Genomic DNA, 26825 nt, shown 5'->3' with positions numbered 1-26825 from the left:
CACGCTGTTAGATACATCACATGACTCCGCCCGTGGTGACTCCCGATACGGCGGCTTCACGTGCCCGGGAGGCGATTCGCGCCTCCGGTCTGGCCCAGCGGGAGCTGTCGCTCAGGATCGGGCTGGATGAGACGAAACTCTCCAAAGCACTGACCGGTACGCGCCGGTTCACGCCGCACGAGCTCTTCAGCCTGGCCACCCATACCGGGGTGACCGTCTCGTGGCTGCTCACCGGAGCCGACAGCACGGATGCCTCCAGCGCCGCCGCCCCGCTGCAGGTCCACTCCGATCTGCCCGGCAGCGCAACGGATCATGCGGCGCGCAAGCGAAGCATCGTGGAGGCGGCCTGGTGGCTCTTCTCCCAGCGTGGTTATCAGGCGGTCCGCGTGGCGGACATCGCCGCGGCCGCGGGCGTCTCGAATGCGGCGATCCACTATCACTTCGCAGGCAAGAAGGCGGTCTTCCTGGAGACCCTCCACTACACCATCAAGCTGGAGTACGACCGCCAGGTGGCCCTGCTCTCGGAGCTCGCCGAGCCGGTCGCTCAGCTCAAGGGCCTGCTCGGGAGCCAGGTCCCGGCGGACAGGCAGACCCGCGCGGAGTGGTCCATCTGGGCCCAGTTCTGGGGCACGAGCAGCCTGGACGAGGACTGCAGGTCCCTCCATGCCGAGGCCTACCATTGCTGGCACCGGACCGTGACGGCCGTGGTCCTGGACGGACAGCGGCAAGGGGTCTTCATCGAAGGCCCCGCCCGGCCGATGGTGGACTCCCTGATCGGCCTGGTCGACGGGGTCGGGCTGCGAGTGCTCACCGGCCTGATCGATGCCGAGCAGATGACCCGGGTCCTCGAGCATCACGTCGATACCGTGCTGATCCGCCGTCGTGACCACGGGCCGGATGCCACGGAGCGCGACGTCCGCGACGAGCACGACACCTCAGCGTCGAAGGGAGTCTTCCATGACTGACCGGTTCACCACGGGGCGCTGGGCACAGCACTCCCTCGCCCGCCGACAGCTGCTCTCCGGAGCGCTCGTCCTCGGCTCGGTCGGCGCCCTCACGGCATGCGGCAGCCAGACCGCTTTCGAGGTGGACACCTCCGCCCCGCCGTCGTCCGGGGGAGTGCTGCGCGTGGGCCTCACCGGGGGCTCCACGGCGGACACCCTGGACGCCCACATCCCGGTCAACTCCGGGGATTCGGCCCGGGTGATCAACCTGTACGAACCCCTCGTGGAGCGCGACGACGACTACGAGATCGCCTACCGGCTGGCCGAGTCCCTGGAGCCCGACGCCGATGGTTCCGTGTGGACTCTGCGACTGCGGGAGAACCTCCTGTTCTCCGACGGCTCGGACCTGACCGCCGACGACGTGGTCTTCACCTTCGAGCGGGTCACCGACCCCGAGGACCCCAAGACCAATGCGGCCAACCTGGCCATGTTCGAGCGTGCAGTCGCCGTGGACGACCGCACGGTGGAGATCCATCTCTCGGCGCCGAACGCGGTGCTCGACGACGCCCTGGCGCAGTACTCCATGGGCATCGTCCCCCGGGACTACGATCCCGCTGTCCCCGTGGGGGCCGGGCCCTTCCGGCTGAAGTCGTTCTCCGCGGGGATGTCGACGGTGCTGGAGCGCAACCCGCACTACTGGGACCAGGCGCCCCACCTCGACGAGGTGGAACTGCTGAACTTCAACGACACCGACGCGCTGATCAACGCCCTGCTGTCCAGCCAGGTGGACTGCGTGGGGCAGATCCCGCTGGCCCTGGTGGAGGTCATCGAGAGCGACGAGCGCATGGCGGTGCTGAACTCCGCCACCGGCATGTGGCTGCCCTTCACCATGCGCGTCGATGTCGAGCCCTTCGATGACGTCCGCGTCCGCCAGGCCTTCCGGCTCGCGGTGGACCGCCAGCAGATGATCGAGCAGGTGCTCTCCGGATACGGGGACCTGGGCAACGACATGTTCTCCCCCTACGACTCGTCCTATCCGTCGGACTTCCCGCAGCGGGAACAGGACGTCGCCGAGGCGCGACGCCTGCTCGATGAGGCCGGCTACCCGGACGGGATCACCGTGGAGCTGGTGACGGCGCCCATCCAGTCCGGCGTGGTCGAGGCCGCCCAGGTCTTCGCCCAGCAGGCCGCCGACGCCGGGATCACCGTGGAGATCCGCAGGGTGGACACCACGACCTTCTTCGGCGAGCAGTACCTGCAGTGGGACTTCGCCCAGAGCTTCTGGTACACCAGGAACTTCCTGCCCCAGGCGCGCAACTGCGCGACCGCGGACTCCCCCTTCAACGAGACGGGCTGGGTGAACGAGGACTTCACCGCCCTGCTCGACGAGGCCCAGGCCGAGCTCGACGAGACCCGCAGGAACGAGCTGGTCCGCCAGGCGCAGCAGCAGCTGTTCGACGAGGGCGGGTACATCATCTGGGGCTTCGCCAATCAGGTCGACGCCTATCAGCGCTACGTCCTGGGCCTGCAGGAGAACGCCACCGGGCTGCCGCTGTCCGGCTACACATTCCGTCGTGTCTGGCTCGGGGAGGTCTCATGATCGGCAAACTCATCCTCAGACGACTGCTGGTGAGCATATTCATCCTGCTCGCCGTGTCGGTGGTGGTCTTCGCGGCCACGCTGCTGCTGCCCGGTGACCCCGCACGGGCGATCCTCGGCCAGCAGGCCACGGAGGAGCGCATCGCCGCCCTGAACGCGGAGCTGCACCTGGACCGTTCCCCCTTCGAGCGCTATTTCCTGTGGCTCGGCGGGTTGTTCGTCGGGGATTTCGGGACCTCGACGACGACGGGCGGGCCGGTCATCGAGCTGCTGGGGGACCGGATCAGCTCCTCGCTCGTGCTCATGCTGTGCGCCGCCGTGATCGCGGTGCCGGTGGGCATCGCGATCGGCATCTTCTCCGCCCTGCACCGCGGGAAGCGCCGGGACCAGGTGGTGACCTGGTCCACCTTGACCCTGGCGGCACTGCCCGAGTTCGTCATCGGCATCGCCCTGGTGACCCTCTTCGCCACCTCGGTCTTCCGGATCCTGCCGGCGGTCACCATGAGCCCGCCGGGGCAGCAGGTGTGGGAGCTACCGGCTCAGCTGATCCTGCCCACCCTTACGCTGGCCCTCGTGGTCATCCCCTACATCATCCGGATGATGCGGGCCACCATGGCCGAGGTCATGGATTCCGGGTTCGTGGAGATGGCGCGGCTCAAGGGCGTCTCGGAACGCCAGGTGATCTTCCGGCACGCACTGCCGCATGCCATCGGGCCCGTGGCCCAGGTGGTCGCCATCCAGCTGGCCTGGCTGGCCGGAGGCGTCGTCGTGGTCGAGTATCTGTTCCGGTATCCCGGGATCGGGCAGGCGCTGATCGACGCCGTGACCTTCCGGGACGTGCAGGTGGTGCAGGCCATCTCCATCATCATCGCGGCCGTCTACGTCGTGGTGAACCTGCTGGCGGACATCGCCGGCATCCTCGCCAACCCGAAGCTCCGGAGCGCATCATGAGCACCGTGGACCTGAACCCCGGCTCCGTCGGAGACGACCTCAAGGAATCCGCAACACGTCCCTCCCGGCTGGTCGCGCGGATCTGGGCGCAGAAGCAGGGCAAGGTCGGGGTGATCCTGACGGCGTTCATCGTGATCCTCGCATTGGCGGGGCCGTTGCTCGCCCCCCTGGTCACCGGCTACTCGCCCACGGAGTTCGCGGACCGGCCGTTCCAGACGACCGGGATCTTCGGCACCGACAACCTCGGGCGTTCCGTGGCCTCCCGGTTCCTGGCGGGCGGGCTGCTCCTGCTCGCCTATTCGGTACTGGCCACGGCCCTGGGATTGGTGGTCGGCTGCGTGATCGGCATGGTCGCCGGCTATGCCGGGGGGAAGACCGACTCGATCATCATGCGCCTCAACGACGTCGTCCTGGCCTTCCCGCAGCTGGTGCTGGCCCTGCTGGCCATCGTGGTGCTGGGCCCCCAGGGCTGGGTGCTGGTGACCGTGATCGGCCTTACCCATGCGCCGCGCGTGGCCCGCGTGGCCAGGGCCGCGACCCTCGGCGTGACCAGTGAGGACTACATCCGCGCCGCGGAGATGTACGCCATGCCGCGCGCGCGGATCCTGAGCCGGGAGATCTTCCCGAACATCACCGGGCCGCTGTGCGTGGAGGCGGGCCTGCGGCTGACCTACTCCATCGGCGCGATCGCCTCGCTGTCCTTCCTGGGGCTCGGGATGCAGCCGCCCACCGCCGACTGGGGCCTGATGATCAACGAGAACCGCATCGCCCTGAGCATCCAGCCGTGGGGCGTGATCCTGCCGGTCATCGCCATCGCCATCCTGACCATCGGCACGAACCTGCTGGCGGACGCCATCGCCCGGGCCACCGCCTCGACGAATGTGGAGACCTCATGACCTCCTCGACGATGAGCGGCACCGCCACCGCGACCGATACCGCCCTGTGGATGGAGGACCTGCGGGTGGTCACGCACGACGGCACGGAGATCCTGCACGGCGTGAGCCTGACGCTCTTCCGGGGGGAGATCCTGGGCCTGGTCGGGGAGTCCGGATCGGGCAAGACCACCGCGGGCCTGGCCTGCCTGGGCCACTACCGGGCGGGACTGGCCTACGGCTCCGGCAGCATCACCCTGTGCTCCCGCGAGGGCGAGGACGTGCAGCTCCTGGAACTCCCGGAGGAACGGATGCGGCGGCTCCGGGGCAGCCGGGTCGCCTATATCCCGCAGGACCCGGCGCTGAGCCTGAACCCGGCGATCAGGGTGGGGGAGCAGATCCGCGAGGTCCTCGACATCCACGGGTACGGCTCCTCGGACAAGGAGCGCAGCGCCCGGGTGGCCCAGGTGCTCGAGGAGGTCGGGCTGCCGAGCACGCCCGCCTACCAGCGGCGCTGGCCCCATCAGCTCTCGGGCGGGCAGCAGCAGCGCATCGGCATCGCCATGGCATTCGCCATGACCCCCGACGTGCTGATCCTGGACGAGCCCACGACCGGCCTGGACGTCTCCACCCAGTCCCACGTGCTGGACACCATCCGGATGATGACCCAGCAGCACGACGTCGCCAGCCTGTACATCACCCACGACCTCGCCGTGGTGGCGGAACTGGCCGACCGGGTCGCGGTGATGCTGCGCGGTGAACTGGTGGAGGAGGGGCCGGTCGGGCAGCTCCTGGCCGCACCGGAGCACCCGTACACCCGGCGCCTGCTCGAAGCGGTGCCGGACCTGGCGGGGAAGAAGGTGCTGACGGCCACCAACGAGCTGCCCACGGTCTCCCGGACCCCGGGTCTCCCGGCGGAGACCGCCGAGGAGCCGAACAGGTCCCCGCTGCTGACGGTCAGGGATCTGAGGAAGTCCTACGGCAGTACCGAGGTGCTCAAGGGCGTCGAGTTCACGCTGGAGCCCGGCCAGTCCGCCATGGTGCTCGGCGAGTCGGGTTCGGGCAAGACCACCCTGTCCCGGTGCGTGGCCGGGCTGGTGGACGACTACCAGGGCGTCGTGGCCCTGCGCGGCAAGGAGCTGGCGAACTCCACTCGGCAGCGCACCGGGGACCAGCGGCAGGACGTGCAGTACATCTTCCAGTCGCCGTTCTCCTCGCTCAATCCGCGGCGGACGATCGGGCAGTCGCTCACGGTTCCCCTGGAGATGAGCCAGAAGCTGCCGCCCCGTGAGCGGCGGGGTGTGGTCGAGGAGGCCCTCGACTCGGTCCGGCTCAGCCGCAGCTTCTACGACCGGCGCCCCGGGGACCTGTCCGGTGGCGAGCGCCAGCGGGCGGCGATCGCCAGGGCGCTGGTCAATGCGCCGAGCATCCTGGTGTGCGACGAGATCACCTCCGCCCTGGACGTGTCGGTGCAGGCCTCGATCATCGCGCTGCTCAACCACCTGCGCGCCGAGCGCGGGCTGGCGCTGCTGTTCGTCACGCACAACATCACGCTGGCCCGGCACATCGCCGACCAGATCGTGGTGCTCAATCAGGGTGTGATCGTCGACGCCGGGCCGGTGGACGAGGTCCTCGAGCACCCCACGCACGACTACACCCGGCAGCTGCTCAGCAACGTCCCGACGCTGTGAGCGGGTTCGCGGCGCTCAGCGCCCGAACCTGCGCTTGCGCTCCTCGTTGGCGGCGACCGGGTCGAAGTTCTGCAGGCGTTCGCGCATCTTGCGGAAGAAGATCCCGAAGGTCACCGCCATGAGCACGACCAGCAGCACCCAGCGCGTGGAGATCAGGACCGAGGAGAAGGTGACCAGTGCGCCGTTGCCCGCGTCCGCGACGGCCTGCTGGACCACGGCGTTGCCGACCAGGTAGACCACCAGGAAGAGCACCGTCACGATCAGGCCGCTCCACCGCTCGTAGCCGCGTTTGGCGTAGATCACCATGAAGAGCGCCCAGCCCGCCGCCATGACCAGCGGTGCCAGCAGGCCGATGCCCCAGTGGACCGAGGCGTAGAGCTGGGCGCCGTCGTCGCCGATGGTGCGGGCGAACTGCTCGAACCAGGCCTGGTCGTAGCCGATGACCTGCAACTCCGGTACACCGTGGTCCTCGGCGACCATGGCGGAGAACTCGGGCATGATCAGCACGTTCACGTAGAACATCAGCAGCGCCCCGATGACCATGATCACGGCGATCAGGACTCCGGGCTGCCGCTTGACCTTGGTCGGTTCGGGTGCCGGAAGCTCCGTGTTCCTGCGCGCGGGAGCCGCAGCTGCGGATCGCTCGCGGCGGCCCGGCCCGCCGGCCGGTACCTCACCGGCCCTGTCCCCGTATTTCTTGATCTTCTGCGCGCGCGTCAAGCCCATGCGCCCATTATCGCGCAGGCCTCCCGAACCGTTTCCCGGAAGCCGTGGCACCGGCGGCATCGGGGCACCCGAGCGAGTAGGCTGGATCACATCCCGAACGGGATCACCCCGGGCGGGACAGGGCGGGCATCGCGCTCGCATCCAGCGCTTTGGAGGTGCACTGTGGAGTTGTCGATCGGCCTCCCGGAGGGCCTGTTGTTGAGGCTGTCCCACGGGGAACTGACCCTCTTCGAGAACGACTGGAAGACCGTACGGCGCCAGATCGACCTCTCCATCCTCGACGGCGCCCGGATCGCGGACGTGACCTGGTCCCATAAGCTGTGGGCGGCCGTCGTCTCCGTCCCCGAGCGCAATCAGCTCTTCCGCTGGGACGCCTACACGCAGGCCCTCGTCGAGTTCGCCGGTACGGGGGAGTCCGGGCGTCGTGACGGCAAGGTCTCCCATGCGAAGTTCGCCGCGACCAGCGGCAGCATCGAGGACCCGGACGGCCGCATCTGGATCGTGGACCGTGATTCGTCGTCTCTGCGGTACCTGGAATTCGACATGGACAAGGGCGACGGCGATCCCCAGGTGGTCACCCTGGTCGGCCGGCACGGGGCCGGCTGGCAGGACGGCCCCGCCGAGGAGGCCAAGCTGCGCACCCCCGAATCGGTCAACATCCTCTACGACGGCTCCATCGTGATCGCCGATACCGGCAACAACGCGGTTCGGGTCCTGGACAGGGAGACTCAGGAACTGCGCACCGTCCTGGGCGGACCGGAGATCGACGAGGACGAGGCCGACTTCACCGAGAACATCGTGCTGGACCGGCCGCACACGGTCGACGTCGCCGACGGCGAGCTGTGGGTCGTGGACGACAACGGCAGGCACCACGTGGAGGTCGCCCCCGTGTGAGCCCGCCGGTGCCGAGGACCGGCATCGGACCCATGAGGGGATCCGGCCCGGATGGTGTCGGCGTCCCGGCTTAAACTGGGGGGATCATGGATTTCCTCACGGACAACCCCCTGCTCTCGGCCGCGGCGGCCGCTCCCCGGACGGACGGCCCCGGAGGCGAACCCGCTGCCGCAGACCCCGCCGCGCTGCTCGACGGCCTGAACGATCCCCAGCGCCAGGCGGTGGAGCACTCCGGTTCCCCGTTGCTCATCGTGGCGGGGGCGGGCTCCGGCAAGACCCGGGTGCTGACCCACCGTATCGCCTATCTCCTGGCCACCGGGAGAGCGCACCCGGGTGAGATCCTGGCCATCACCTTCACCAACAAGGCGGCCGCGGAGATGCGCGAACGCGTGGTGGACCTGGTGGGTCCGAGCGCCAGGTCCATGACGATCTCCACCTTCCACTCCTTCTGCGTACGGGTGCTGCGGCGCGAGGCCACCTCCATCGGGCTGAAGTCCACGTTCTCGATCTACGACTCCGCGGACTCCCTGCGGGTGATCACCGCCGTCGCCAAGCAGCACGAGCTGGACCCCAAACGATTCGCGCCCAAGGCGATACAGCACGCGATCTCCGGGCTGAAGAACGAGCTGGTCGACGACGAGACGTATCTGAGCCGGGCTTCCGGCGGCGACCCGTGGGAGAGCGCCGTGGCCCAGGTCTACCGCGGTTACACCGAGCGCCTGCGAGCGGCCAACGCCCTGGACTTCGACGACCTCATCGCCCAGACCGTCTACATGCTGCGCGCCTTCCCGGCGATCGCCGAGTACTACCGCCGCCGCTACCGCCATGTGCTGATCGACGAGTACCAGGACACCAACCACGCCCAGTACGCGCTGGTCCGGGAGATCGTGGGCGGGGGCGACGGCGAGCAGGCCCCGGCCGTGCCGCCGGGGGAGCTGACTGTCGTGGGCGACTCCGATCAATCCATCTACGCTTTCCGCGGCGCCGACATCCGCAACATCGTGGACTTCGGGAAGGACTATCCCAGTGCCCGCACGGTGCTGCTGGAACAGAACTACCGTTCCACCCAGACCATCCTCTCGGCCGCCAACGCGGTGATCTCCAAGAACTCGGGACGCCAGGACAAGAGGCTGTGGACCTCCTCCGGGGACGGCGTGCAGATCGTCGGGTACGCGGCGGAGTCCGCGCACGAGGAGGCGCGGTGGATCGTCGAGGAGATCGACCGGCTGCAGGACGAGCACGGCGTCCGCCCCGGCGACGTCGCCGTCTTCTACCGCACCAACGCCCAGTCGCGGTCGCTCGAGGAGATCCTGATGCGCGTCGGCCTGCCCTACCGGGTGGTGGGCGGTACGCGCTTCTACGAGCGCAAGGAGATCAAGGACGCCCTGGCCTACCTGCGGACGTTGATCAACCCCGACGACGAGATCACCGTCCGGCGCATCCTCAACGAGCCCAAACGGGGGATCGGGGACCGGGCCCAGGGTGCGGTCAGCGCGCTCGCGGAGCGGGACCGCCTCTCCTTCATGGCGGCGCTGCGCCGGGCCGATGACGCTCCCGGCATGGCCACCCGGTCGGTCAAGGCGGTCAGGGCCTTCGTGCAGCTGATCGACGACCTGTCCACCGTGGCCGAGGGCAACGGGCCCGCAGCCGTCCTCGAGGCCGTGCTGGAGCAGTCCGGATACCTCGAGGCCCTGAGGACCTCCGATGACCCCCAGGACGAATCACGGGTCGAGAACCTGGCCGAGCTGGTCGCCGTGGTCCGCGAATACGAACGGGAGCACCCCGACGCCGGCCTGCCCGAGTTCCTCGAGCACGTGGCGCTGGTCGCGGATGCGGATCAGATCCCGGACCGTACCGACGACCAGGGCATGGTGACCCTCATGACCCTGCACACCGCCAAGGGACTGGAGTTCCCGGTGGTGTTCCTGACCGGCATGGAGCACGGGATCTTCCCCCATCAGCGCTCCATGACCGACGAGAAGGAGATGCAGGAGGAGCGCCGCCTGGCCTACGTGGGGATCACCCGCGCTCGCCAGCGGCTGTACCTGACCCGTGCGGAGAACCGTCAGCAGTGGGGCCAGTCCCAGTACAACCCGCCCAGCCCCTTCCTGGACGAGATCCCGTCCTCCTTGATCTCCTGGGAGCGCGAGGGCAGTTCTGCTCCCGCCGGCTGGGGTTCGGGGGCCTATGGCTCCGGCGCCTACGGCGGGTCGGGCGTGTACGGCGGGGGTGCCCGGCGCGGCGGTGACTCCGGGTCGTGGTGGGGGGCGGGTGCAGGCTCCTCGGGCGGGTTCCAGCGCATCGGCCAGGGGGCGAACCGGCCTGCCAGGGCCGGGCGCATCGACCAGGAGAAGGAAGTGCTCGCGCTGTCCGTGGGGGAGCAGGTGGACCACAGGACCTTCGGCCGTGGAACCGTGATCCAGCTCGAAGGCTCCGGGGACAAGGTCATCGCCAAGGTGCGGTTCGGCACCGAGGAGAAGCGGCTCCTGGTCCGCTCGGCGCCGCTGTCCAAGGTGAGTTAACGCCCTGGACTCACCGGGCTGGGGGCGTTAATGGGGGCGAACTTCGATGTTAAGATTCCGTGTTTTTCGGTTCCAGACCTTCCCATCATGATGCATGAGGCGCAACGCTATTGCATATCACGCAACATGAGCGGCAAGCTCCGAGCCGATGGGAACCGTTGTGACGCACGTACAAGTAAGCGCCGAGCCTGGCTCCGGTACCACTGAACCCAGCCAGGGTGAGCGGCGGAAGGCCGTCGTCTCCAGCTTCATCGGGAACTTCGTCGAATGGTTCGACTACGGGGCCTACAGCTACCTGGCCGTCACGATCGGCCTCGCCTTCTTCCACGGCGACGTCGAGAACAGTACGTTCATGGCCTTTGTGCTCTTCGCGATGAGCTTCTTGGTTCGTCCGTTTGGCGCATTCTTCTGGGGGTACTGGGGCGACAAGCACGGTCGGACCAGGACTCTCGCGTGGTCGATCCTGCTGATGTCCGGTGCCACCTTCTGCATTGGTATCCTCCCTGGATCCCAGAGCATCGGTATCGCGGCCCCATTGCTGCTGTTGTTGTTCAGGATGGTGCAGGGATTCTCTGCAGCCGGCGAGTACGCCGGTGCCTCCGCTCTGCTCACCGAGTACGCGCCGCGCGAAAAGCGTGGGATCTACGCGGCGGTGGTACCGGGCTCCACAGCGACCGGGCTGCTGATGGGTTCCTTGTTCGCCACCGTTCTCTATGGCACGCTCTCGAACGAGGCGATGGAGGCATGGGGGTGGCGGGTGCCCTTCCTCCTGGCGGCACCGCTCGGGCTCATCGGCCTCTACATCCGCCGGCAGATCGCCGACACCCCCGCCTTCCGGAAAAATCTGGATCGTCGGGAAATGCCAGCCGGCAGGGCCGGAAAACCGGTCTTTCCCTTCAGGCAGCTCATCATCGGCCAGCCCAAACAGTTGCTCCAGGGCTTCGGCATCGTACTGCTCAATGCGGTCGGCTTCTACGTGGTGCTGACCTTCATGCCGACGTATATGTCCGAGCAATTGGGATATGACACGGCCGCAGCGCAGTTCGCCACCACGCTGTCCTTGCTCACCTACATCAGTTTCATCTTCCTGACGGGATTTATCGCGGACAAGATCGGTCGGCGCAACACCCTGATCCTGGCCTCGGCAACATTTATTCTGCTGAGCCTGCCCGCTTTCATGGTCATGAACACGGGGCACTACTGGTTAGCGGTCGTCGTTCTGATCGTGATGGGAGGTTTCCTGTCCTTGAACGACGGTGCCCTGCCGTCGGCGATCTGCGAGCTCTACCCCACGGCCGTGCGCTTCACGGGATTCGCGTTGGTGTTCAACGTGGGCAACGCCTTCTTCGGCGGTCCGATGAGCGCCGTCAACACCTGGCTGATCAACAGCACGGGCAACACCATGTGGCCCGCTTACATCTTGATGGGGGCAGCAGCCATCGCGCTTGGCGCCGTGCTGTGGTCGCGGGACAACTCCAAGCGAGACATCGCCTACTGACTCACCCGATGAGGTCGATCGTCTGGTTGCACCTCTTGAAAACGATGGCATTTCTAACCAAGGAGAGATAATCCATGAGCCTCGTGACTTCCACCGGACTTCCGGCCACCAGAGCGGACATAGATCTCCTGGATCGGACCAAAGTCCTGCACAACGGGGAGAAGGTGCGGTTGACTTTTAGCGACGCGGAGATGAAACGACGTCTTGAGGGGTTGAGAGCGGCCATGGAAGCCCAGGGCATCGATTCCGTCATTCTGAACTCGTACCACAACATCAAGTACTATTCGGATTTTCTCTTCACCTCTTTCGGGCGCAGATACGGGCTGGTGGTCACGGCGGATTCCCTGGTGAGCATTACCGCCAATATCGACGGTGGCATGCCCTGGCGACGTTCTTACGGCGAGAATCTGGTCTACACGGACTGGCAGCGGGACAACTTCTGGCACGCCGTCGCCAAAGTTATCGCCGATGACGGTGTTGATGCGCACCGGATCGGTATCGAAGCCGACTGGATTCCGGTCGTCGACAAAGAGCAGTATCAGGCCACCTTTCCCGCTGCGGAACTCGTCGATGTTTCTGGCACCGCCATGAGTCAGCGCATGATCAAATCGGAGGAGGAGATCGCCGTCATCCGAGAGTCGGCTCGCATCGCCGATATAGGCGGCTATGCGATCCACGATGCCATCGCGGAGGGTGTGCGCGAGTACGAATTGTCGCTGATCGGGACGGAGGCGATGACTCAAGAGATCGCCCGATCTTTCCCCGACTCCGAGATCAGGGACACCTGGGTATGGTTCCAATCCGGTGTCAACACGGACGGCGCGCACAACTGGGCCACCACGCGTCGGCTGCGTAGGGGCGATGTGCTGTCCATGAACTGCTTCGCCATGCCGTCCGGCTACTACACCGCGCTGGAACGCACCATGTTCATGGGGGATCCCGGCAAGAGAGCCAGTGAACTCTGGGAGATCAACCTGGCCGTACACGAAGCGGGGCTGAGCCTGATCAAGCCGGGAGCCCGCTGCGGCGACATCGCCCATGCCCTCAATGAGATCTACGTGAAGCACGGGCTATTCGCCAACCGGTCCTTCGGCTACGGACATTCTTTCGGGGTGATCGGTCACTACTACGGCCGTGAGGGCCGACTGGAGTTGCGCGAGGACGTGGAGACCGTCCTGGAACCGGGGATGGTGGTTTCGATGGAACCCATGATTATGGTCCAGGAAGATGCGCCGGGGGCTGGCGGCTATCGGGAGCACGACATCCTGGTCGTGGGCCAGGATGGAGCCGAGAACATCACCGCTTATCCATATGGGCCGGATTTCAATATCATCGAGCCGTAGAACTCGAGGAGGGCCATGGCAGAAGCGGCTGGTGGAAGACCACGATCGGCTGGCACAGGTATCAGCGGACGCGGTGTCACGTCCCCGGCGGTCTGGGAGGTCTTGCGCATTCTGGGGCGCAACCCGGCCGTTTCGATCACGCAACTGGCGGCGGAGGTCGGTCTGCATAAATCCTCCGTGTCCCGGCTGCTCAGCAGCCTTCGGGAGGAGCAGATCGTTGACTGGGATGAGCGGACCTCCCGCTACCGCCTTGGTCTGGGGCTCCTGGCTCTCGCGGCACCTTTGCTGGCGCAGGCCGATGTCATCGTAGCGGCGCGTCAGGAGCTGGAGTCCCTGGTCGAACGGACCGGGGAGTCCAGCTCCGTTATGGTGTGGAACCACAGTGAGGCGGTGTGCGTAGAGCAGGTCGTCAGCGCGCAGCCAGTCAAGCACAGCTGCGCCCTCGGTGAACGGTTCAATACCGCGGAGTCGGCATCCGTGCAGATGTTCTTGGCTCACTCTGAACAACAGCACGTCCGTGAACTTTTGCGCGACGGGAGGGTGAAACGGGTCGGCTCCGGCCGCGGAGCAGAGTCCGTAGAGAGCTATCTCGGAAGGCTCGCCACCGTTCGGCAGCGCGGCTGGGCGGTCAATGCCTCGGAGACTTCCGAGCAGGAGACCAGCGTGGCCGCGCCCATCTGGGATTCACACGGTTTGTGCGCAGCCCTGATGGTCTCGGCTCCCAGCTACCGGACTTCTACAGCAGTTTTTGAGGAGCACGCGATCGCCGCCGTAGCCGCCGCGGCGCGGGTGAGTCACCGCATGGGCGGCTCACCACCTGACGGGGTCTTGTAGAAGAGGCCGCGGTCGAGCGACCGCTTGCCGTGCAGCGAATCCTCCGCGCTCTCGCGCACACCCTGGCCGGGGGCCGGGGCGACAGTGGAGCTTCAGAGGAAGATCAGCACGAGTGCTGCGGCCGGGGCCGTCCAGCGCAGGAGACGCCCGGTGAGCAGGTGGACGGCCCCCAGCAGCGTCAGGGCGACCAGCGCGGTGACGAAGGCGGGAAGACCACCCGAAACGGCTTGCTGCAGCCCGCCGACCAGGCCGATCAGCAGCCCGCCCCAGGGCACCCGGGTGGCCCAGGGCCGTGGGAGGAAGGTCTCCACCAGCGACTGGCATGCCGCCAGGGCCAGGGAGGTCACCATCGCGAAACCGCAGAGATGGACCAGCCAGCCCGCCGAGGCGAGGATTCCCGCCATCCCGTAGGTGGTGTAGAGCCCGTGCCACATCTGCACGGGCTGCAGGGTCCACTGGCCGACCAGCATGGGCGGCAGGATGACCGCGCAGAGGACCGCGGCGACGCACAGCCACAGGGCGACCGCGACGTGCCGGTGATCATCCGAGACCGACGGTGGCGCGATGGAGCCGCCGAAGACGTTCCGCCGGTGCGCGGAGCGCTTGAGCCCAAGGTAGATCCGCCGCACCGCCAGGCCCCAGATCAGGCCCGCCGCCGCCCAGATCAGGGTCTGCGGCCACAGGGGGAGAAGCCGGCCGGGCGGGTACATCAGATCCGGGATGCCCGCCAGCGGCAGCTGGATGGCGGCCAGCACCGCGCACGCCGCCAGCACGAGGCCCAGGAGCGGGCGCGACGGCCCGGTCCGGCCGCCCGCCCCGGATCCCGCCGCGGGCGCGGAGAGCCCCCGCGCAGAGCCCAGGAGACCGGCCCGGAGCCGGCTTCGCGTACGGCCGCGCTCCGCTCCCGAGCCCCCGCGAGGGGTGGAGTCCGTCCGACGGCCGGATGAGTGCATAGGGACAGTCAATCAACTTTCCGCGGAACCTTCCTGCGGCTGTCCGGAGAAAAGGCGACGCGGCGGCCCGGAACCAGGGCCGGACGAGCACTGCCGCCGCTGGATGACGCGACGTCGGGCCCGGCCAGTGTCACGTCGCACGCGGCATTCCGTTACTGTTGCATTGAGAGGAGTGCGGCGGTCGCGCCCAAGAACGCGGCGGCGTGTCGTTGTGCGGGCTTCCGCGCACGACCTGCTCTTCCAGGACACGGTCGCACCAGTGCGAAGAGGTGCGGCCGACGACACTTCGACGAAGAAGGACTCTCACCCGTGGACCTGTTCGAATACCAGGCACGTGATCTCTTCGAGAAGCACGGCGTTCCCGTGCTCCAGGGGTACGTGGCCACCACCGCAGAAGAAGCCAAGGAAGCCGCAGAGAAGATCGGCGGTGTCACCGTCGTCAAGGCACAGGTCAAGGTGGGCGGCCGTGGCAAAGCCGGTGGCGTGAAGGTCGCCAAGACCGCAGACGAGGCATACGAGTACGCCCAGCAGATCCTCGGCATGGACATCAAGGGTCACACCGTCCACCGCGTGATGATCGCCCAGGGCGCCGACATCGCCGAGGAGTACTACTTCTCCCTGCTGCTGGACCGCGCGAACCGGGCCTACCTGGCCATGTGCTCGGTCGAGGGCGGCATGGAGATCGAGCAGCTGGCCGTGGAGCGTCCCGAGGCCCTGGCCCGCGTCGAGGTGGACCCGATCGAGGGCATCACCGAGGACAAGGCCCGCCAGATCGTGACCGAGGCCAGGTTCGACGCCGAGACCGCGGAGAAGATCGTCCCGGTGCTGGTCAAGCTCGGCGAGGTCTACGCCAAGGAAGACGCCACCCTGGTGGAGGTCAACCCGCTGGTCAAGTCCGGCGACGGCCAGATCCTCGCGCTGGACGGCAAGGTCTCCCTGGACGAGAACGCCGATTTCCGCCAGCCCGGCCATGCGGAGCTGGTCGACAAGGCCGCGGAGAACCCGCTCGAGGCCAAGGCCAAGGAGAAGGACCTCAACTACGTCAAGCTCGACGGCCAGGTCGGCATCATCGGCAACGGCGCCGGTCTCGTGATGTCCACCCTGGACGTGGTCGCCTACGCCGGTGAGGCGCACGGTGGCGTCAAGCCCGCCAACTTCCTGGACATCGGCGGCGGCGCGTCCGCCGAGGTCATGGCGGCCGGCCTGGACGTCATCCTGGGTGACCAGGACGTCAAGTCGGTCTTCGTCAACGTCTTCGGCGGCATCACCGCATGCGATCAGGTGGCCCACGGCATCGTGCAGGCACTTGAGATCCTCGGCGACACCGCCACCAAGCCCCTGGTCGTGCGCCTGGACGGCAACAACGTGGAGGAGGGCCGCCGCATTCTGGAGGAGGCCAACCACCCGCTGGTGACCGCCGTCGACACCATGGACGGTGGCGCCGACAAGGCCGCCGAACTGGCCGCCGCCAACTGATCCCCGCCGCACTTCAGAGACAAAGCAGAGGAAACACTCATGTCCATCTTCTTGAACAAGGACTCCAAGGTCATCGTTCAGGGCATCACCGGCGGCGAGGGTACCAAGCACACCGCCCGGATGCTCGCAGCAGGTTCCAACGTCCTCGGCGGCGTCAACGCCCGCAAGGCGGGGACCACCGTCGCGCACAAGGACAAGGACGGCGCTGACGTCGAGCTCCCCGTCTTCGCCTCCGTGGCCGAGGCCGTGGAGCAGACCGGGGCCAACGCCTCGATCGTGTTCGTGCCGCCGAAGTTCTGCAAGGACGCCGTGATCGAGGCCATCGACGCCGAGGTCCCGCTGGTCGTCGTGATCACCGAGGGCATCCCCGTGCAGGACTCGGCCGAGTTCTGGGCCTACTCCAAGTCCAAGACCGGTGAGGACGGCAAGCCGAAGACCCGCATCATCGGCCCCAACTGCCCGGGCATCATCTCCCCCGAGGAGTCCCTGCTGGGCATCACCCCGGCCAACATCACGGGCAAGGGCAAGCTGGGGCTGGTCTCCAAGTCCGGCACCCTGACCTACCAGATGATGTACGAGCTGCGCGATCTGGGCTTCACCACGGCCATCGGCATCGGTGGCGACCCGGTGATCGGCACCACCCACATCGACGCCCTGGAGGCCTTCGAGGCCGACCCGGAGACCGAGGGCATCGTGATGATCGGCGAGATCGGCGGCGACGCCGAGGAGCGTGCCGCCGACTTCATCAAGGACAACGTGACCAAGCCGGTCGTCGGCTACGTGGCGGGCTTCACGGCCCCCGAGGGCAAGACCATGGGCCACGCGGGCGCCATCGTCTCGGGTTCCTCGGGAACGGCCCAGGCGAAGAAGGAGGCCCTCGAGGCCGCCGGCGTGAAGGTCGGCAAGACCCCGACGGAGACCGCCGATCTCATGCGCGAGCTCATGTCCGGTCGCTGAGACCCGGGACGCCGAACAACGGCGGCCGCCCCTGCTCGGGACAGCGGCAGCAACGAACCCTCGCGGGTGTCCCGCTTCATGCGTTGAAGCGGGACACCCGCGAGGGTTCGTTGCTGGAAAAGATACGGAGAGCGGGATGAGGACCAACGGTCGCGAGCACGGATGCTCTAATGCACCCAGCGCGGGGAGAGATGCGCCTCCAGAATCGGAAGAGAGCCCGCGACCGTCGGCAGACGTCCTGCGTCTCAGCAAGGGGCAACCGTGGGCTGAGCGGCTAAGCGCCGCAGGTGCCGTAGACGCAGCACCCCCCAGCGCTGGCGAATCGGCCGGATCTGCAGCGTCCCCTTGCTGCCGTATGTGGCCAGTGACCACGCTTACCATGTTATCGAGTCTTTATCGCGATGAGTGCATTGACAGGTGGGTGACGTTTGTTGACAAGCCCGTCTGTCGTGATTCCAGGGGGTACGTCACCCTAAGAGGGGACAGTATGACCAGCAGTTCCCGGCGCTGTTACAGCACGGCCACGTTGAACAGCAGGCCCAGGAAGTAGGTGGCGATGGCCGCGCCGTAGCCGATGGCCAGCTGCCGCAGCCCGCGCAGCAGGGGGGAAGCCCCGGACAGCAGACCGACCAGGCCGCCCGTCACCAGGAGCGCGACGCCCACCAGCGTCATGGCGAGCACGAGCGCCCAGCCGCCGCCCATGCCGAACAGGTAGGGGAGGATGGGGATCACGGCGCCGGAGGCGAAGAAGCAGAAGCTCGATGCCGCCGCGCCGAGGTCGGTGCCGAGGGCCACATTGTCGGGCTCCGCCGTATCGTCGTCCGGATCGGGGTCCTTGAACGACAGGGACGGGTCGCAGTCGCAGTCGAGGTGACCCAGGCGCTCCTGGGCGCGGTGCGCTGCCGCCTCCGGGGTCATGCCGCGGGCCTGGTAGATCAGCTCCAGCTCGTTGGCCTCCAGGTCCAGGTGCGGTGCCGCGGACAGCGTGATCTGCGTGGGGGAGGACGCGTCCAGGAGCTCTCGCTGCGAGCGCACGGAGACGAATTCACCCGCCCCCATGGACAGCGCACCTGCCAGCAGGCCCGCGATGCCGGTGAACAGCACCATGGTCGAGGACATGCCGGTGGCCCCTGCGCCCATGACCAGGGCCAGGTTGGAGACCAGGCCGTCGTTGGCGCCGAAGACGGCGGCGCGGAAGTTCCCGGACAGCCGCTGCCTTCCGTCGTTGGCCAGGGCGCGCACGATCTCCTCGTGAATGGCCTCGTCGGCGGCCATCGCGGGTGAGGCGTCCTCGTCCTTGTCGTAGGGGGAGCGGGATTCGGCGCGCTGGATCAGTGCCAGGACGAACACGGAACCGAAGTGCTCCGCGAGGAAGATGAGCAGCCGGGAGCCCAGCGACGGCCGGGGCGACGGCCGGGTGTGGGGGCCGAGCTTGTCCTCCCAGTACTGGGAGTGCCGCCCCTCGGCCTCGGCGACCTGGAGCAGGATCTCCTTGTGCCGCCCGGAGCTGGACTCGCCCAGCCGGCGGTAGATCTCGGCCTCGGCGCGTTCCTCGGCCAGATAGCGGTTCCACCGCCTGATCTGGGCCGGGCTCGGCTCGGCGGAGGCGGCGTGCTGCGGGCTTGCGGAATCAGTCATGGAGGAGTCCTTGTCCTCGACGCGCGAATCATGCGCGGCGATATCGGGTGAACGGGCGTGCGCCCTGCCGAAGGTCTCGTTCGCCCGTTGCCGGGTGGCCAGCCGGGACTCCTCCAAGAGATCCGGTATGTCGACTGGCCGCTGCGCCTCACCGGCGCGTGGAACTACTCCCCTTCGACTCGACCGGAACAGTCTACGGGATCCGCGCTCCGGTGCTCCGTGACGTTCGTAACGGGGCCTGGCCGCAGCGCGGTCGCCTTACTGGGCGCGGAGCGGGATCACGTCACCCGGAGTGTCCTGCTGGTCCGCTCCGTCGTCGGCCGAGGGCTGCGGAATCGAGGCGGTGCCCCAGCGGAAGCTGTAGGGATTGGTGCACAGCCGCCCGAACCGCAGGCCGTCGATCATCCGCTCGGCGGCCGTGACGGGCTCCAGGGGACCGGCCGTCCAGGGCAGGCTCCAGGTGGCGGGCTCCTGCCAGTGACCTTCCGCGAAGTAGGCCTCGTCCAAGGGCCAGAGGGCAGCCGGGACCGTGATGGTGGTCGACATGGCGCAGGTCACCCCCTCGGGGCCGTTGCCGGCCCAGGCCGACGGCGGGGTGACCCGGCCGGGACAGTGGTACTTGAGCACCAGCTGGCTCTTCCAGGGCAGGGCCTCCAGGTCCTCGGCCACCAGGTCGCGGAGGTGGTCCCACACGGATTCGGGGACCTGGTCGGCGGAGGACATGGCGGGGGTGATCACGCCGATGCCCGGATCGTCGAGCTTCTGGACCTCGAGGGCGGCATCCGGCGAGCTCCGGGACTTCATCGTGTCCAGGCAGTTGCGCCTGCCGCGGGCCGAGGAGCCGACCTCCAGGCCGATGGACTTCATGGCGCAGTACCAGAGGCCGCCGCCCAGCCGGTAGGCCACCTCGGTCCAGGGAACGGGCCAGGCCGGAGGATCCTCCAGCCCGGACTGCGAGCCGATGTCGTGGCGTACCCGCTCGTAGGCGTCGGGAGACAGCGAGAACTTGCGGCCGTCGTCGATGGCCTGGCGCGTGGCGGCGATCCTTCCGAGCACCACGCGGGTGGTCTCGCCCGACGGGTCGCAGATGCTGGTGAGCCGTTCGACGGAGCTGAAGGTGGGTTCGTCGAGCATGCACGCCGCGACCCAGTCCCCGGTCAGGCCCTGCTGCTCGGAGATGGCCAGCTCGACGCCCGAGCGGATCTGCACCTCCGAGTAGGAGGCGGTGAATCGGGTGGCCTCTTCGGCGGAGTACCTGGAGCTGATCCGGTTCAGGAACTCGTCGAGCACTCCCGGTGACTCGTCGGGGTGCAGGAGGAGGAAACGGTGGCGGATCTGATCCGGGCGCAGCCCGCTGTCGACCATGTCGGCGATGAGAGGGCCGTGCTGGTCAGCGAAGCGCGGGAGGCCGGATGGTGATGTGGACACTACCGGAAACACCTCCTGAGGAATTCATCTTCACGCTATTGCACTGCAATACCGGATCCCATGGGAACCGGGAAACATCCGCAATGTGACACTCTCGCACTTTGTTGACGTGACATCTCGCTCCGGAGATTACCGGCGAGTCAAGGTGATTCATCCCGCAAAAAGATCCATGACGTCCTGCTCCGTGAGAGCTGAGGAGAAGGTCCCGTCGTCGTCCATGACGCTGTCGAAGAGCCGGGCCTTGCGGTGCTTGAGCTCCATCACCTTCTCCTCGATGGTCCCGCTCGCCACCAGGCGGTACACCATGACCTTCCGGTCCTGCCCGATGCGATGCGCGCGGTCCACGGCCTGGTTCTCCGCCATGGGGTTCCACCAGGGATCCAGGAGGAAGCAGTAGTCGGCCTCGGTGAGGTTCAGGCCGGTGCCGCCGGCCTTGAGCGAGATCAGGAACACGTGCGACGTCCCCTCCCGGTACCGTCCGATCGCACCGCCGCGGTCACGGGTCGAGCCGTCCAGATAGGAATACGGGATGCCCAGCCGCTTGAGGCGGGCCGCCGCCAGTTTCAGGAAGCCGGTGAACTGGGAGAAGACCAGTGGCCGGTGGCCCTCGGCCACGATCTCCGGCAGATGCTCGAACAGCGCCTCGAGCTTCGAGGAGCTGATCTCCAGCTCGGGGTCGACCAGCGACGGGTCCAGGGCCATGAGCCGCAGCTTGGTCAGGGAGCTGAAGATCGTGAAACGGTTTCGGTTGAGCTCGGGCAGCAGCCGGAGAACCTTGGACCGTTCGCGCTGCAGGTGGAGGTCGTAGAGCTTGCGATGCTCCTCGCTCAGCTCGATGTTCAGGGTCTGCTCGAGCTTCGGCGGCAGCTGGAGGTCCACGGCGTCCTTGGTGCGCCGCAGCATGAAGGGGGAGATCCGGCGCCGCATCCGCGCGAGCGCCTGGCGGTCGGAGGAGACCTCGATGGGCCGCTGGTAGGTCTCCACGAACTCCCGTCTCGAGGGGAACAGCCCGGGGGCGGTCAGGCTCAGCAGGGCCCACAGGTCGGTCAGGCCGTTCTCCAGGGGCGTGCCCGTGACGGCGATCGTGGTCCTGGTCCTCAGGTCCCGGGCGGCCTTGTGAGCCTGGGTCCGCGGGTTCTTGAGGAACTGCGCCTCGTCCAGGATCACCGACTCCCAGTCGGGCCGGGTCCACAGCGCCTCGTCCAGGCGGAGCAGGGTATAGGAGGTGATCACGACGTCGTTGCCCGCGGCCAGCGTCTCGGGCGACTCACCGGACCCCTGGGCCGTGCCGGAGGCTGCGGACACGCGCAGGCCGGGAGCGAACTTCCGGATCTCGGAGACCCAGTTGGGCACGACGGAGGTCGGGGCCACCACCAGGAAGGGCCGGGTGGTGGCGGGCGCCTCGGCCAGGGTGCGCACGAACATGGCGATGACCTGGACGGTCTTGCCCAGGCCCATGTCATCGGCGAGGATCCCGCCCAGGTCCAGCTCCCGCAGGGCGCACAGCCAGCGGTAGCCCTCGACCTGGTAGGGGCGCAGATCCGCCGTCAGGGCATCCGGCACGGGGATCGGGTCGGCGGGTTCGCGCTCGGCCAGCCGGGCGACGGCCTGCTTCCACTGGCTCACGGTCTCGCTGCGGTCGGACAGCTCCTCCAGTTCCTGCCACAGGCCCAGCTGGTGCTTGGAGATCCGCAGCTCGTCGCCGGGGGTCTCCTGCAGGGACCTGGCCTCGCGCAGCAGCTCGCGCAGCTGTTCGAACCGCGGGGCGTCCAGGGCGAACCAGGAGCCGTCCGGCAGCATCATCACGTCCTGGCCCTGAGCCAGGGCGCGGAAGACGTCCGCGAAGGGAACGTAGAAGTCGCCCACGCGCACCGTGACCCCCAGGTCGAACCAGTCCCGCCGATCGCTGGGCAGCGTGGAGACCGTGATCTCCGGCGGCTGCTGGGCGGGCCGGTAGGCGGGGGCGGTTCCGGTGACGGCGACCCGCAGGTCGTGGACCTTCTCCAGCTCGGGCAGCCAGTCGCGCAGCAGGACCACGGCGTCGTAGCCCACGTAGGCCGAGCGGCGGAACTCCAGGTCGGGGATCCGGCGGGTGACGGCCTTGGTCATGGCGGTCTCCCACGTGGACTCGCGTTTGACCGGTTCCGTACCGAGGGGATCGAGCGGGCGGAACGGCAGCCGGACGCGCTGTCCCCCCTGGCTGTATTCCCATTCCCATTCCAGCCGGACGGTCAGATCGTCATGGGTGACCGTCAGCACCATCTCCGGTGCGGCGACCTCCGGCAGTTCGATGGAGCCGTCGTCGTTGGTCAGGCCGATGCGCTGATGCAGGCGCGGGAACCACCGGTCCAGGAACTCCTGGATCTCCTCGCGCGGAACCGTGACCTTGGGCGTGGACTCCAGGAACTGGCGCTGCTCGCGGGTCAGCCGGGTGCTCAGCGGAACCAGGGTCAGGGGGAAGGCGTTGAGGTCCTCGGCGCCGCGCAACTGGTCCGGGGTGGCCTCCGGGAAGAACACGCCGTGCCCCGGGGCGCCCACGATCCCGGCCGAGTCCAGGGGTCTGCGCTCGGCGTCCCGGCCCTCGCCCGTGACCACTTCGGGATGCAGCAGGAGATCCTCGTCCTCGTCGTGCACCAGGTCGATCTGGAACCTCCCCGGCGGGGCCACGCGCACGGGCTGTCCGCGGTCCTTGCTGACGAACTCGACGTTCAGCTCACCCGCCCGGCCCAGGAGGGACCACAGCACGGGGGATTCGTAGTGCTCCAGGTAGACCCAGTGGCGATCGTGCACCACGTGCCGGGAACGCACGTTGGCCAGGGCCCGGATCTCGTCGAACCAGTCGGCCTGCTCCGGGGTCAGCAGCCCCGAGACACCCGCATCGGCCACTTTCTCCCAGTCCAGCCCGCCGCGGATCCATTCCCCCCTGCGGCCGCGGCGCACCGGCCGCATCCCCAGCGTGTACGGCGCGCCGGCGGACTCCCGGCGAACCCTGCGCAGCACCGGCAGCTGCAGGTCGAACTCCAGGCCGATGGAGGGGGTCTCCCGGGAGGAGCCCTCGACCTCGTCCGCCAGGACGTCGTCGTCGAGCACCGAGGCCAGCGCGCGCTGCCATGGGGACGAGCCGGTTCCTGTCGCAGGCGCGGTGGCAGAAGTGGTCATTCAGGACATTCTAGTTGCGGGGGAGGACAGGCAGAAGCGGTGATCGCCCCGGTGCCGCGCGCCTATACTCGGTATCCGTCCCCGTTCGTACCTCGGCCCTCCCAGCGGCTGCAGTCCCGGGGACGGTGTTGTTGTAACGAGTTGTTCTACCGAGGTTCTCACCAAGCATGACGGCGGCCGCGCAGCCGCAGACGGAGGGGCAGTGTCCGAAACCCAAACGCTCGCACTGGGCCAGCATCGCATCGCGCGAAACGAGGCCGAGACCGAGTACCTCAAATGGAACGACGCCGTGTGCGCGGCGTTCTACGGGGAGGACAAAGCCGGGGAACTGGTGTTCCTGGACCTGGACGAGAAGGCGCTGGCCCGCATCGGGGAGCCGTACGGGCTCGACGGACCCGCGACGTTGCGCGCCATCGCGGACTCCGTGACCCCGCTGCTGGTGCTGGACGGCTCGCGGACCCCGGTCTTCGAGACCTTCACCCGGCTGACCACGTTCTGGTACCGCGACTCCCGCCGGCAGCTGGACACGCTCTCCGAGCTGGCCCCGCCGCCGATCATCGCCCTGCTCGCCCTGTTCGCCCTGGCCGGGCGGCACACGTCCAGGCTGGCATCGCAGACCGGGAACAAGTCGGCCTCGGCGTTCTACCTCCCGCTGGCCGTGCTGCTGCACGCCGGCCAGGACAACGCCAAGGCACTGGAGTCCTCGTTCAAGAAGGACACCGAGGCCTACTGGGACGCGCTGCGCTACTGGCTCGAACTGCGCGACGGCGAGGTCGGGCTGCCGGTGGGCGACGCCCTCAATCAGCGACCGGTCGGCCTGGCCCTGACCCAGAGCCTGCTGGGGGACTCCGAACGCCGGCAGCTGCACCAGATGTTCGCGGACATGCAGCTGACCACCGCCCAGGGGCTCTCGCCCGAGGAGCTGGGCGTCTACGTGGACTTCTGGCTGGACGTGGCGGACACGGACGTCTCCAAGTCCATGCGCCAGATCTGGTCGACCTCCGTGACCCGATACCCGGGCCTGGAGGTCGCCCGCGCCGAGCTGGCGCGCTGGGAGAAGTCCCGGGCGGAAGCGGGAGGGCCGACGCCCGTCACCCGGTCGGTCTCGAGCAAACCGGGGCAGCACTCGGCATCCCTGGCCCTGGTCGACTCGATGGACTACATCGGAAATACGGTCTTCGAGTTCGGTTTCGTGGTGCCCAAGCGGTTCATGATGGACCGCGAGGTGGAGCTGGAGACCACAGCCGGGCCCCGCACCCTGTTCCTGTCCTACATCGGGGACGCCTACCTGGGGATCTCCGCACTGACGGCCAGGATCGAGCCGTCGTCCCTGCTCGCCGGCGAACTCAAGCTGTCCGCGGGGGCGCACCGGTTCGAGCGCACCGCGCGGCCCGTCGTCGTCTTCGCCAAGGACGCGTTCTCGGACACGTTCATCTCCGTGGACCACATCCCCGCGGCCTGGCCGTGCCGCGTCCTGGTGCGCGACGAGGAACCCATGCTCGCCCAGATGCGGTCGATCCTGAACGATTCGGCCTCACCCGACTACACGTTCGTCCCGGCGGGGACCGCCGGCCTGCCCGAGGGCTGGGCCATGTTCGACGACGTCCAGGTGCTGCGCGCCGGCAACCCCGAGCTGACCGTCAACGACAACTTCTCCGGGCTGGTGCCGCGCCTGGCGCCCACCGTGCGGCTGTCCGGGGGGCTGCGCATCCCGGGCGATGTGGTGCGCTGGTCGGCGCAGAACCCGCCTCAGATCACCGTGGTCTCGGACTCGGACGACCCCCTGACGCTGGAGGTCGAGTGGCGGCACCAGGAGACGTTCCGGTTGCAGCGGCACAAGCTCGCCGAAGGAGTCGTGCCCCCGTTCCAGATCTCGACCGGGGGCACCCCGATGGCTGCGCCCGCCGGGGGCGTCAAGCCCAACGACTACGTCCTGGTACTCAAGGCCGGGCGCACGGTCAAGCAGCGGGTGCACTACTCGGTGCGCGACTGCTCGTTCTACATGACCCAGCGTTCCCTCGGCTACGAGGGGGAGATGGTGCACACCGGCGACGACGCCCTGTGGCCCGTCACCGCGGCAACCGTCGCGGAGCTGCCGGACGAGTACGTGCAGGGCGCGTTCAACAACCTGGACCCGATCGAGGCTCCGCCGGCCGAGCTTTCGGCGGTCGAGCTGCCCACCGTCGCGGGCTGGCACTCCGCCGAGGGCCAGTTGTGGGTCTCCCGGGAGAACGAGCTGCCGGAGCACGAAGGGCCGTCGTGCCTGGCCACCGGCAAGCACCGGATCGTGCTCCCTCCCATGGACCCCAAGGCCAAGGCGCCGTGGGTGTTCGGCCGCTGCCGCGACTGCGGGCTGGAGAAGCGCTACCCGGGCCGGCTGACCAAGCTCTCCGCCGTGTCGGAGGCGGGCTCGGTCGAGGCCCTGCAGTTCATCGGCCCGGAGCAGGGCGAGCACCCCACCTCGTGGGCGCCGTTCCGGGACGTGCTGACCTTCCTGGGCGGCGGGAAGCGCTCGTCGTTGTCCATCGTGGCGCGCCAGCTGGTGGACACCGAACGGTTCGAGGAGTGGTTCGTGGGCCATCTGCTCGCTCTCGGGTTCCTGGAGGTCGTCCGGGATGAGAACTGGATGGTGCGCCGCTGGCAGGTCTGCTCGCCCGCGCTGACGCAGCTCGTGGACGGTTCGATCCTGCTGACCGGTGGTTGGACCCCGGACAAGGAGACCGTGGTGTCCGAGGCCGCCGCGGCGCAGGGCGGCGCCCTGGTGACGCTGTCCCCGGAGGACCACTCCTCCTCGCTGGTCCAGGACGTCGACCTCGAACGCCTGCAGGAGGCCCTGCCGGACGGGCTGTGCGACGTGGTGTACGAGGCAGGCCCGGTCATGCTCGACACCCTGGCACCGCTGTCCACCGTGGAGGCGGGCCTGCCGCGGGTCGAGATGCAGTACAACGGCGTGGCGGAGCGGTTCGAGGCCGGCGACGCCACCTGGCGTGCCACGACGGACCGCGAGCAGCCGGGGATGTACCGGATCAACCATCATCACCGCACCCGTTACGTCTTCCGCACGGAGGCCGACGTCGAGTCCGGTCACGGCCGCCTCGTGAACTCCGGGCTGGGCAAGCACCTGGCGGCACGCCAGGCGGGCCGGCCGCTGGTGTCCTGGGACGAGGAGCTGCAGCTGCTGTCCGTGCCCATCGGCGCCGAGCTGCCCGGGCTCTACGCCCGTGCGACGGTGCTGTGCTCGGGCGTGCTGCCCACGCGCGTGGACGAGGACTTCTCCCTGAACTACGGGGACATCACGGAGGACTTCGCCCGGATCCTGGTCGCCAAGCTGATGGGCTGA

Annotated in this window: 18 protein-coding genes; 13 read left to right on the top strand and 5 right to left on the bottom strand. The window is 68.0% G+C overall.

Annotated features, from left to right (window positions below; genetic code table 11):
* Positions 1-20 precede the first annotated feature (20 nt).
* Genes FCK90_RS05915 through FCK90_RS05895 form a run of 5 tightly spaced genes read left to right on the top strand, consistent with a single transcriptional unit; the run spans position 21 to position 6057 of the window.
* The gene (locus tag FCK90_RS05915) at positions 21-965 is read left to right on the top strand and encodes a TetR/AcrR family transcriptional regulator (protein WP_158033374.1); all 945 of its coding nucleotides are present in this window, start codon (positions 21-23) and stop codon (positions 963-965) included.
* Positions 958-2544, top strand: a complete 1587-nt coding sequence (locus FCK90_RS05910) for an ABC transporter substrate-binding protein (protein WP_158033373.1) — start codon at positions 958-960, stop codon at positions 2542-2544. Before FCK90_RS05915 ends, FCK90_RS05910 begins: the two co-directional genes overlap by 8 nt.
* The gene (locus FCK90_RS05905) at positions 2541-3494 is read left to right on the top strand and encodes an ABC transporter permease (RefSeq protein ID WP_220433283.1); all 954 of its coding nucleotides are present in this window, start codon (positions 2541-2543) and stop codon (positions 3492-3494) included. Before FCK90_RS05910 ends, FCK90_RS05905 begins: the two co-directional genes overlap by 4 nt.
* The gene (locus FCK90_RS05900) at positions 3491-4390 is read left to right on the top strand and encodes an ABC transporter permease (RefSeq protein WP_158033372.1); all 900 of its coding nucleotides are present in this window, start codon (positions 3491-3493) and stop codon (positions 4388-4390) included. Before FCK90_RS05905 ends, FCK90_RS05900 begins: the two co-directional genes overlap by 4 nt.
* Entirely contained in the window at positions 4387-6057 is a 1671-nt protein-coding gene (locus FCK90_RS05895; protein WP_158033371.1) for an ATP-binding cassette domain-containing protein, read from the top strand. Before FCK90_RS05900 ends, FCK90_RS05895 begins: the two co-directional genes overlap by 4 nt.
* 15 nt (positions 6058-6072) lie before the next feature.
* Here the strand turns inward: FCK90_RS05895 and FCK90_RS05890 are convergent, their stop codons facing one another.
* Positions 6073-6783, bottom strand: coding sequence for a hypothetical protein (locus FCK90_RS05890; RefSeq protein WP_158033370.1), 711 nt, complete (start codon positions 6781-6783; stop codon positions 6073-6075).
* 162 nt (positions 6784-6945) lie between these two features.
* Here FCK90_RS05890 and FCK90_RS05885 point away from each other — a divergent pair, with 162 nt between their 5' ends.
* From FCK90_RS05885 to FCK90_RS05865, 5 genes are all read left to right on the top strand, one after another.
* Complete coding sequence (locus FCK90_RS05885; RefSeq protein WP_158033369.1) at positions 6946-7677, top strand: NHL repeat-containing protein; 732 nt, start codon at positions 6946-6948, stop codon at positions 7675-7677.
* A gap of 86 nt (positions 7678-7763) precedes the next feature.
* Positions 7764-10199, top strand: coding sequence for a DNA helicase PcrA (gene pcrA, locus FCK90_RS05880; protein WP_158033368.1), 2436 nt, complete (start codon positions 7764-7766; stop codon positions 10197-10199).
* Between the two features lie 160 nt (positions 10200-10359).
* Positions 10360-11697 carry an MFS transporter gene (locus FCK90_RS05875; RefSeq protein WP_246180026.1) on the top strand — a complete coding sequence of 446 codons (1338 nt, stop codon included), beginning with the start codon at positions 10360-10362 and terminating at the stop codon, positions 11695-11697.
* A gap of 74 nt (positions 11698-11771) precedes the next feature.
* Complete coding sequence (locus tag FCK90_RS05870) at positions 11772-13040, top strand: aminopeptidase P family protein (protein WP_158033366.1); 1269 nt, start codon at positions 11772-11774, stop codon at positions 13038-13040.
* Between the two features lie 15 nt (positions 13041-13055).
* Entirely contained in the window at positions 13056-13874 is an 819-nt protein-coding gene (locus FCK90_RS05865) for an IclR family transcriptional regulator (protein ID WP_158033365.1), read from the top strand.
* A 92-nt stretch (positions 13875-13966) separates the two neighbouring features.
* Here the strand turns inward: FCK90_RS05865 and FCK90_RS05860 are convergent, their stop codons facing one another.
* On the bottom strand, positions 13967-14827 hold the full coding sequence (locus tag FCK90_RS05860; protein ID WP_158033364.1) for a hypothetical protein: 861 nt from the start codon (positions 14825-14827) through the stop codon (positions 13967-13969).
* 309 nt (positions 14828-15136) lie between these two features.
* Between FCK90_RS05860 and sucC the strand changes: the two genes are divergently transcribed.
* Positions 15137-16303: an ADP-forming succinate--CoA ligase subunit beta gene (sucC, locus tag FCK90_RS05855; protein ID WP_158033363.1), complete on the top strand. Its 1167-nt coding sequence runs from the start codon at positions 15137-15139 to the stop codon at positions 16301-16303.
* 39 nt (positions 16304-16342) lie between these two features.
* Positions 16343-17260: a succinate--CoA ligase subunit alpha gene (sucD, locus tag FCK90_RS05850; protein ID WP_158033362.1), complete on the top strand. Its 918-nt coding sequence runs from the start codon at positions 16343-16345 to the stop codon at positions 17258-17260.
* A 510-nt stretch (positions 17261-17770) separates the two neighbouring features.
* On the opposite strand, the gene FCK90_RS05845 is transcribed toward sucD, so the two are convergent.
* The 3 genes from FCK90_RS05845 to FCK90_RS05835 all read right to left on the bottom strand — a co-directional run bounded on the left by FCK90_RS05845 (position 17771) and on the right by FCK90_RS05835 (position 23485).
* Positions 17771-18898 carry a VIT1/CCC1 transporter family protein gene (locus FCK90_RS05845; RefSeq protein ID WP_158033361.1) on the bottom strand — a complete coding sequence of 376 codons (1128 nt, stop codon included), beginning with the start codon at positions 18896-18898 and terminating at the stop codon, positions 17771-17773.
* Between the two features lie 258 nt (positions 18899-19156).
* A complete protein-coding gene (locus FCK90_RS05840; protein WP_158033360.1) occupies positions 19157-20326 on the bottom strand; it encodes a hypothetical protein in 1170 nt (389 codons plus the stop codon).
* Between the two features lie 150 nt (positions 20327-20476).
* Complete coding sequence (locus tag FCK90_RS05835; protein WP_158033359.1) at positions 20477-23485, bottom strand: DEAD/DEAH box helicase; 3009 nt, start codon at positions 23483-23485, stop codon at positions 20477-20479.
* Positions 23486-23687: 202 nt separating this feature from the next.
* On the opposite strand from FCK90_RS05835, the gene FCK90_RS05830 reads away from it, so the two are divergent.
* On the top strand, positions 23688-26825 hold the full coding sequence (locus FCK90_RS05830; RefSeq protein ID WP_158033358.1) for a hypothetical protein: 3138 nt from the start codon (positions 23688-23690) through the stop codon (positions 26823-26825).

The organism is Kocuria coralli (assembly GCF_008831305.1).
Lineage (GTDB): Bacteria > Actinomycetota > Actinomycetes > Actinomycetales > Micrococcaceae > Kocuria > Kocuria coralli.
The sequence above is the reverse complement of the archived record's forward strand: the minus strand, read 5'-3'. Positions and strand labels throughout refer to the sequence as shown.

Excerpts from the sequence above, each read along its gene's own strand:
- FCK90_RS05865 (WP_158033365.1), top strand. The coding sequence starts at position 13,056 with ATGGCAGAAGCGGCTGGTGGAAGACCACGATCGGCTGGCACAGGTATC.
- pcrA (WP_158033368.1), top strand. The coding sequence starts at position 7,764 with ATGGATTTCCTCACGGACAACCCCCTGCTCTCGGCCGCGGCGGCCGCT.
- sucD (WP_158033362.1), top strand. The coding sequence starts at position 16,343 with ATGTCCATCTTCTTGAACAAGGACTCCAAGGTCATCGTTCAGGGCATC.
- FCK90_RS05890 (WP_158033370.1), bottom strand. The coding sequence starts at position 6,783 with ATGGGCTTGACGCGCGCGCAGAAGATCAAGAAATACGGGGACAGGGCC.
- FCK90_RS05915 (WP_158033374.1), top strand. The coding sequence starts at position 21 with ATGACTCCGCCCGTGGTGACTCCCGATACGGCGGCTTCACGTGCCCGG.
- FCK90_RS05910 (WP_158033373.1), top strand. The coding sequence starts at position 958 with ATGACTGACCGGTTCACCACGGGGCGCTGGGCACAGCACTCCCTCGCC.
- FCK90_RS05845 (WP_158033361.1), bottom strand. The coding sequence starts at position 18,898 with ATGACTGATTCCGCAAGCCCGCAGCACGCCGCCTCCGCCGAGCCGAGC.
- FCK90_RS05860 (WP_158033364.1), bottom strand. The coding sequence starts at position 14,827 with ATGCACTCATCCGGCCGTCGGACGGACTCCACCCCTCGCGGGGGCTCG.
- FCK90_RS05895 (WP_158033371.1), top strand. The coding sequence starts at position 4,387 with ATGACCTCCTCGACGATGAGCGGCACCGCCACCGCGACCGATACCGCC.
- FCK90_RS05835 (WP_158033359.1), bottom strand. The coding sequence starts at position 23,485 with ATGACCACTTCTGCCACCGCGCCTGCGACAGGAACCGGCTCGTCCCCA.
- FCK90_RS05900 (WP_158033372.1), top strand. The coding sequence starts at position 3,491 with ATGAGCACCGTGGACCTGAACCCCGGCTCCGTCGGAGACGACCTCAAG.
- FCK90_RS05870 (WP_158033366.1), top strand. The coding sequence starts at position 11,772 with ATGAGCCTCGTGACTTCCACCGGACTTCCGGCCACCAGAGCGGACATA.
- FCK90_RS05905 (WP_220433283.1), top strand. The coding sequence starts at position 2,541 with ATGATCGGCAAACTCATCCTCAGACGACTGCTGGTGAGCATATTCATC.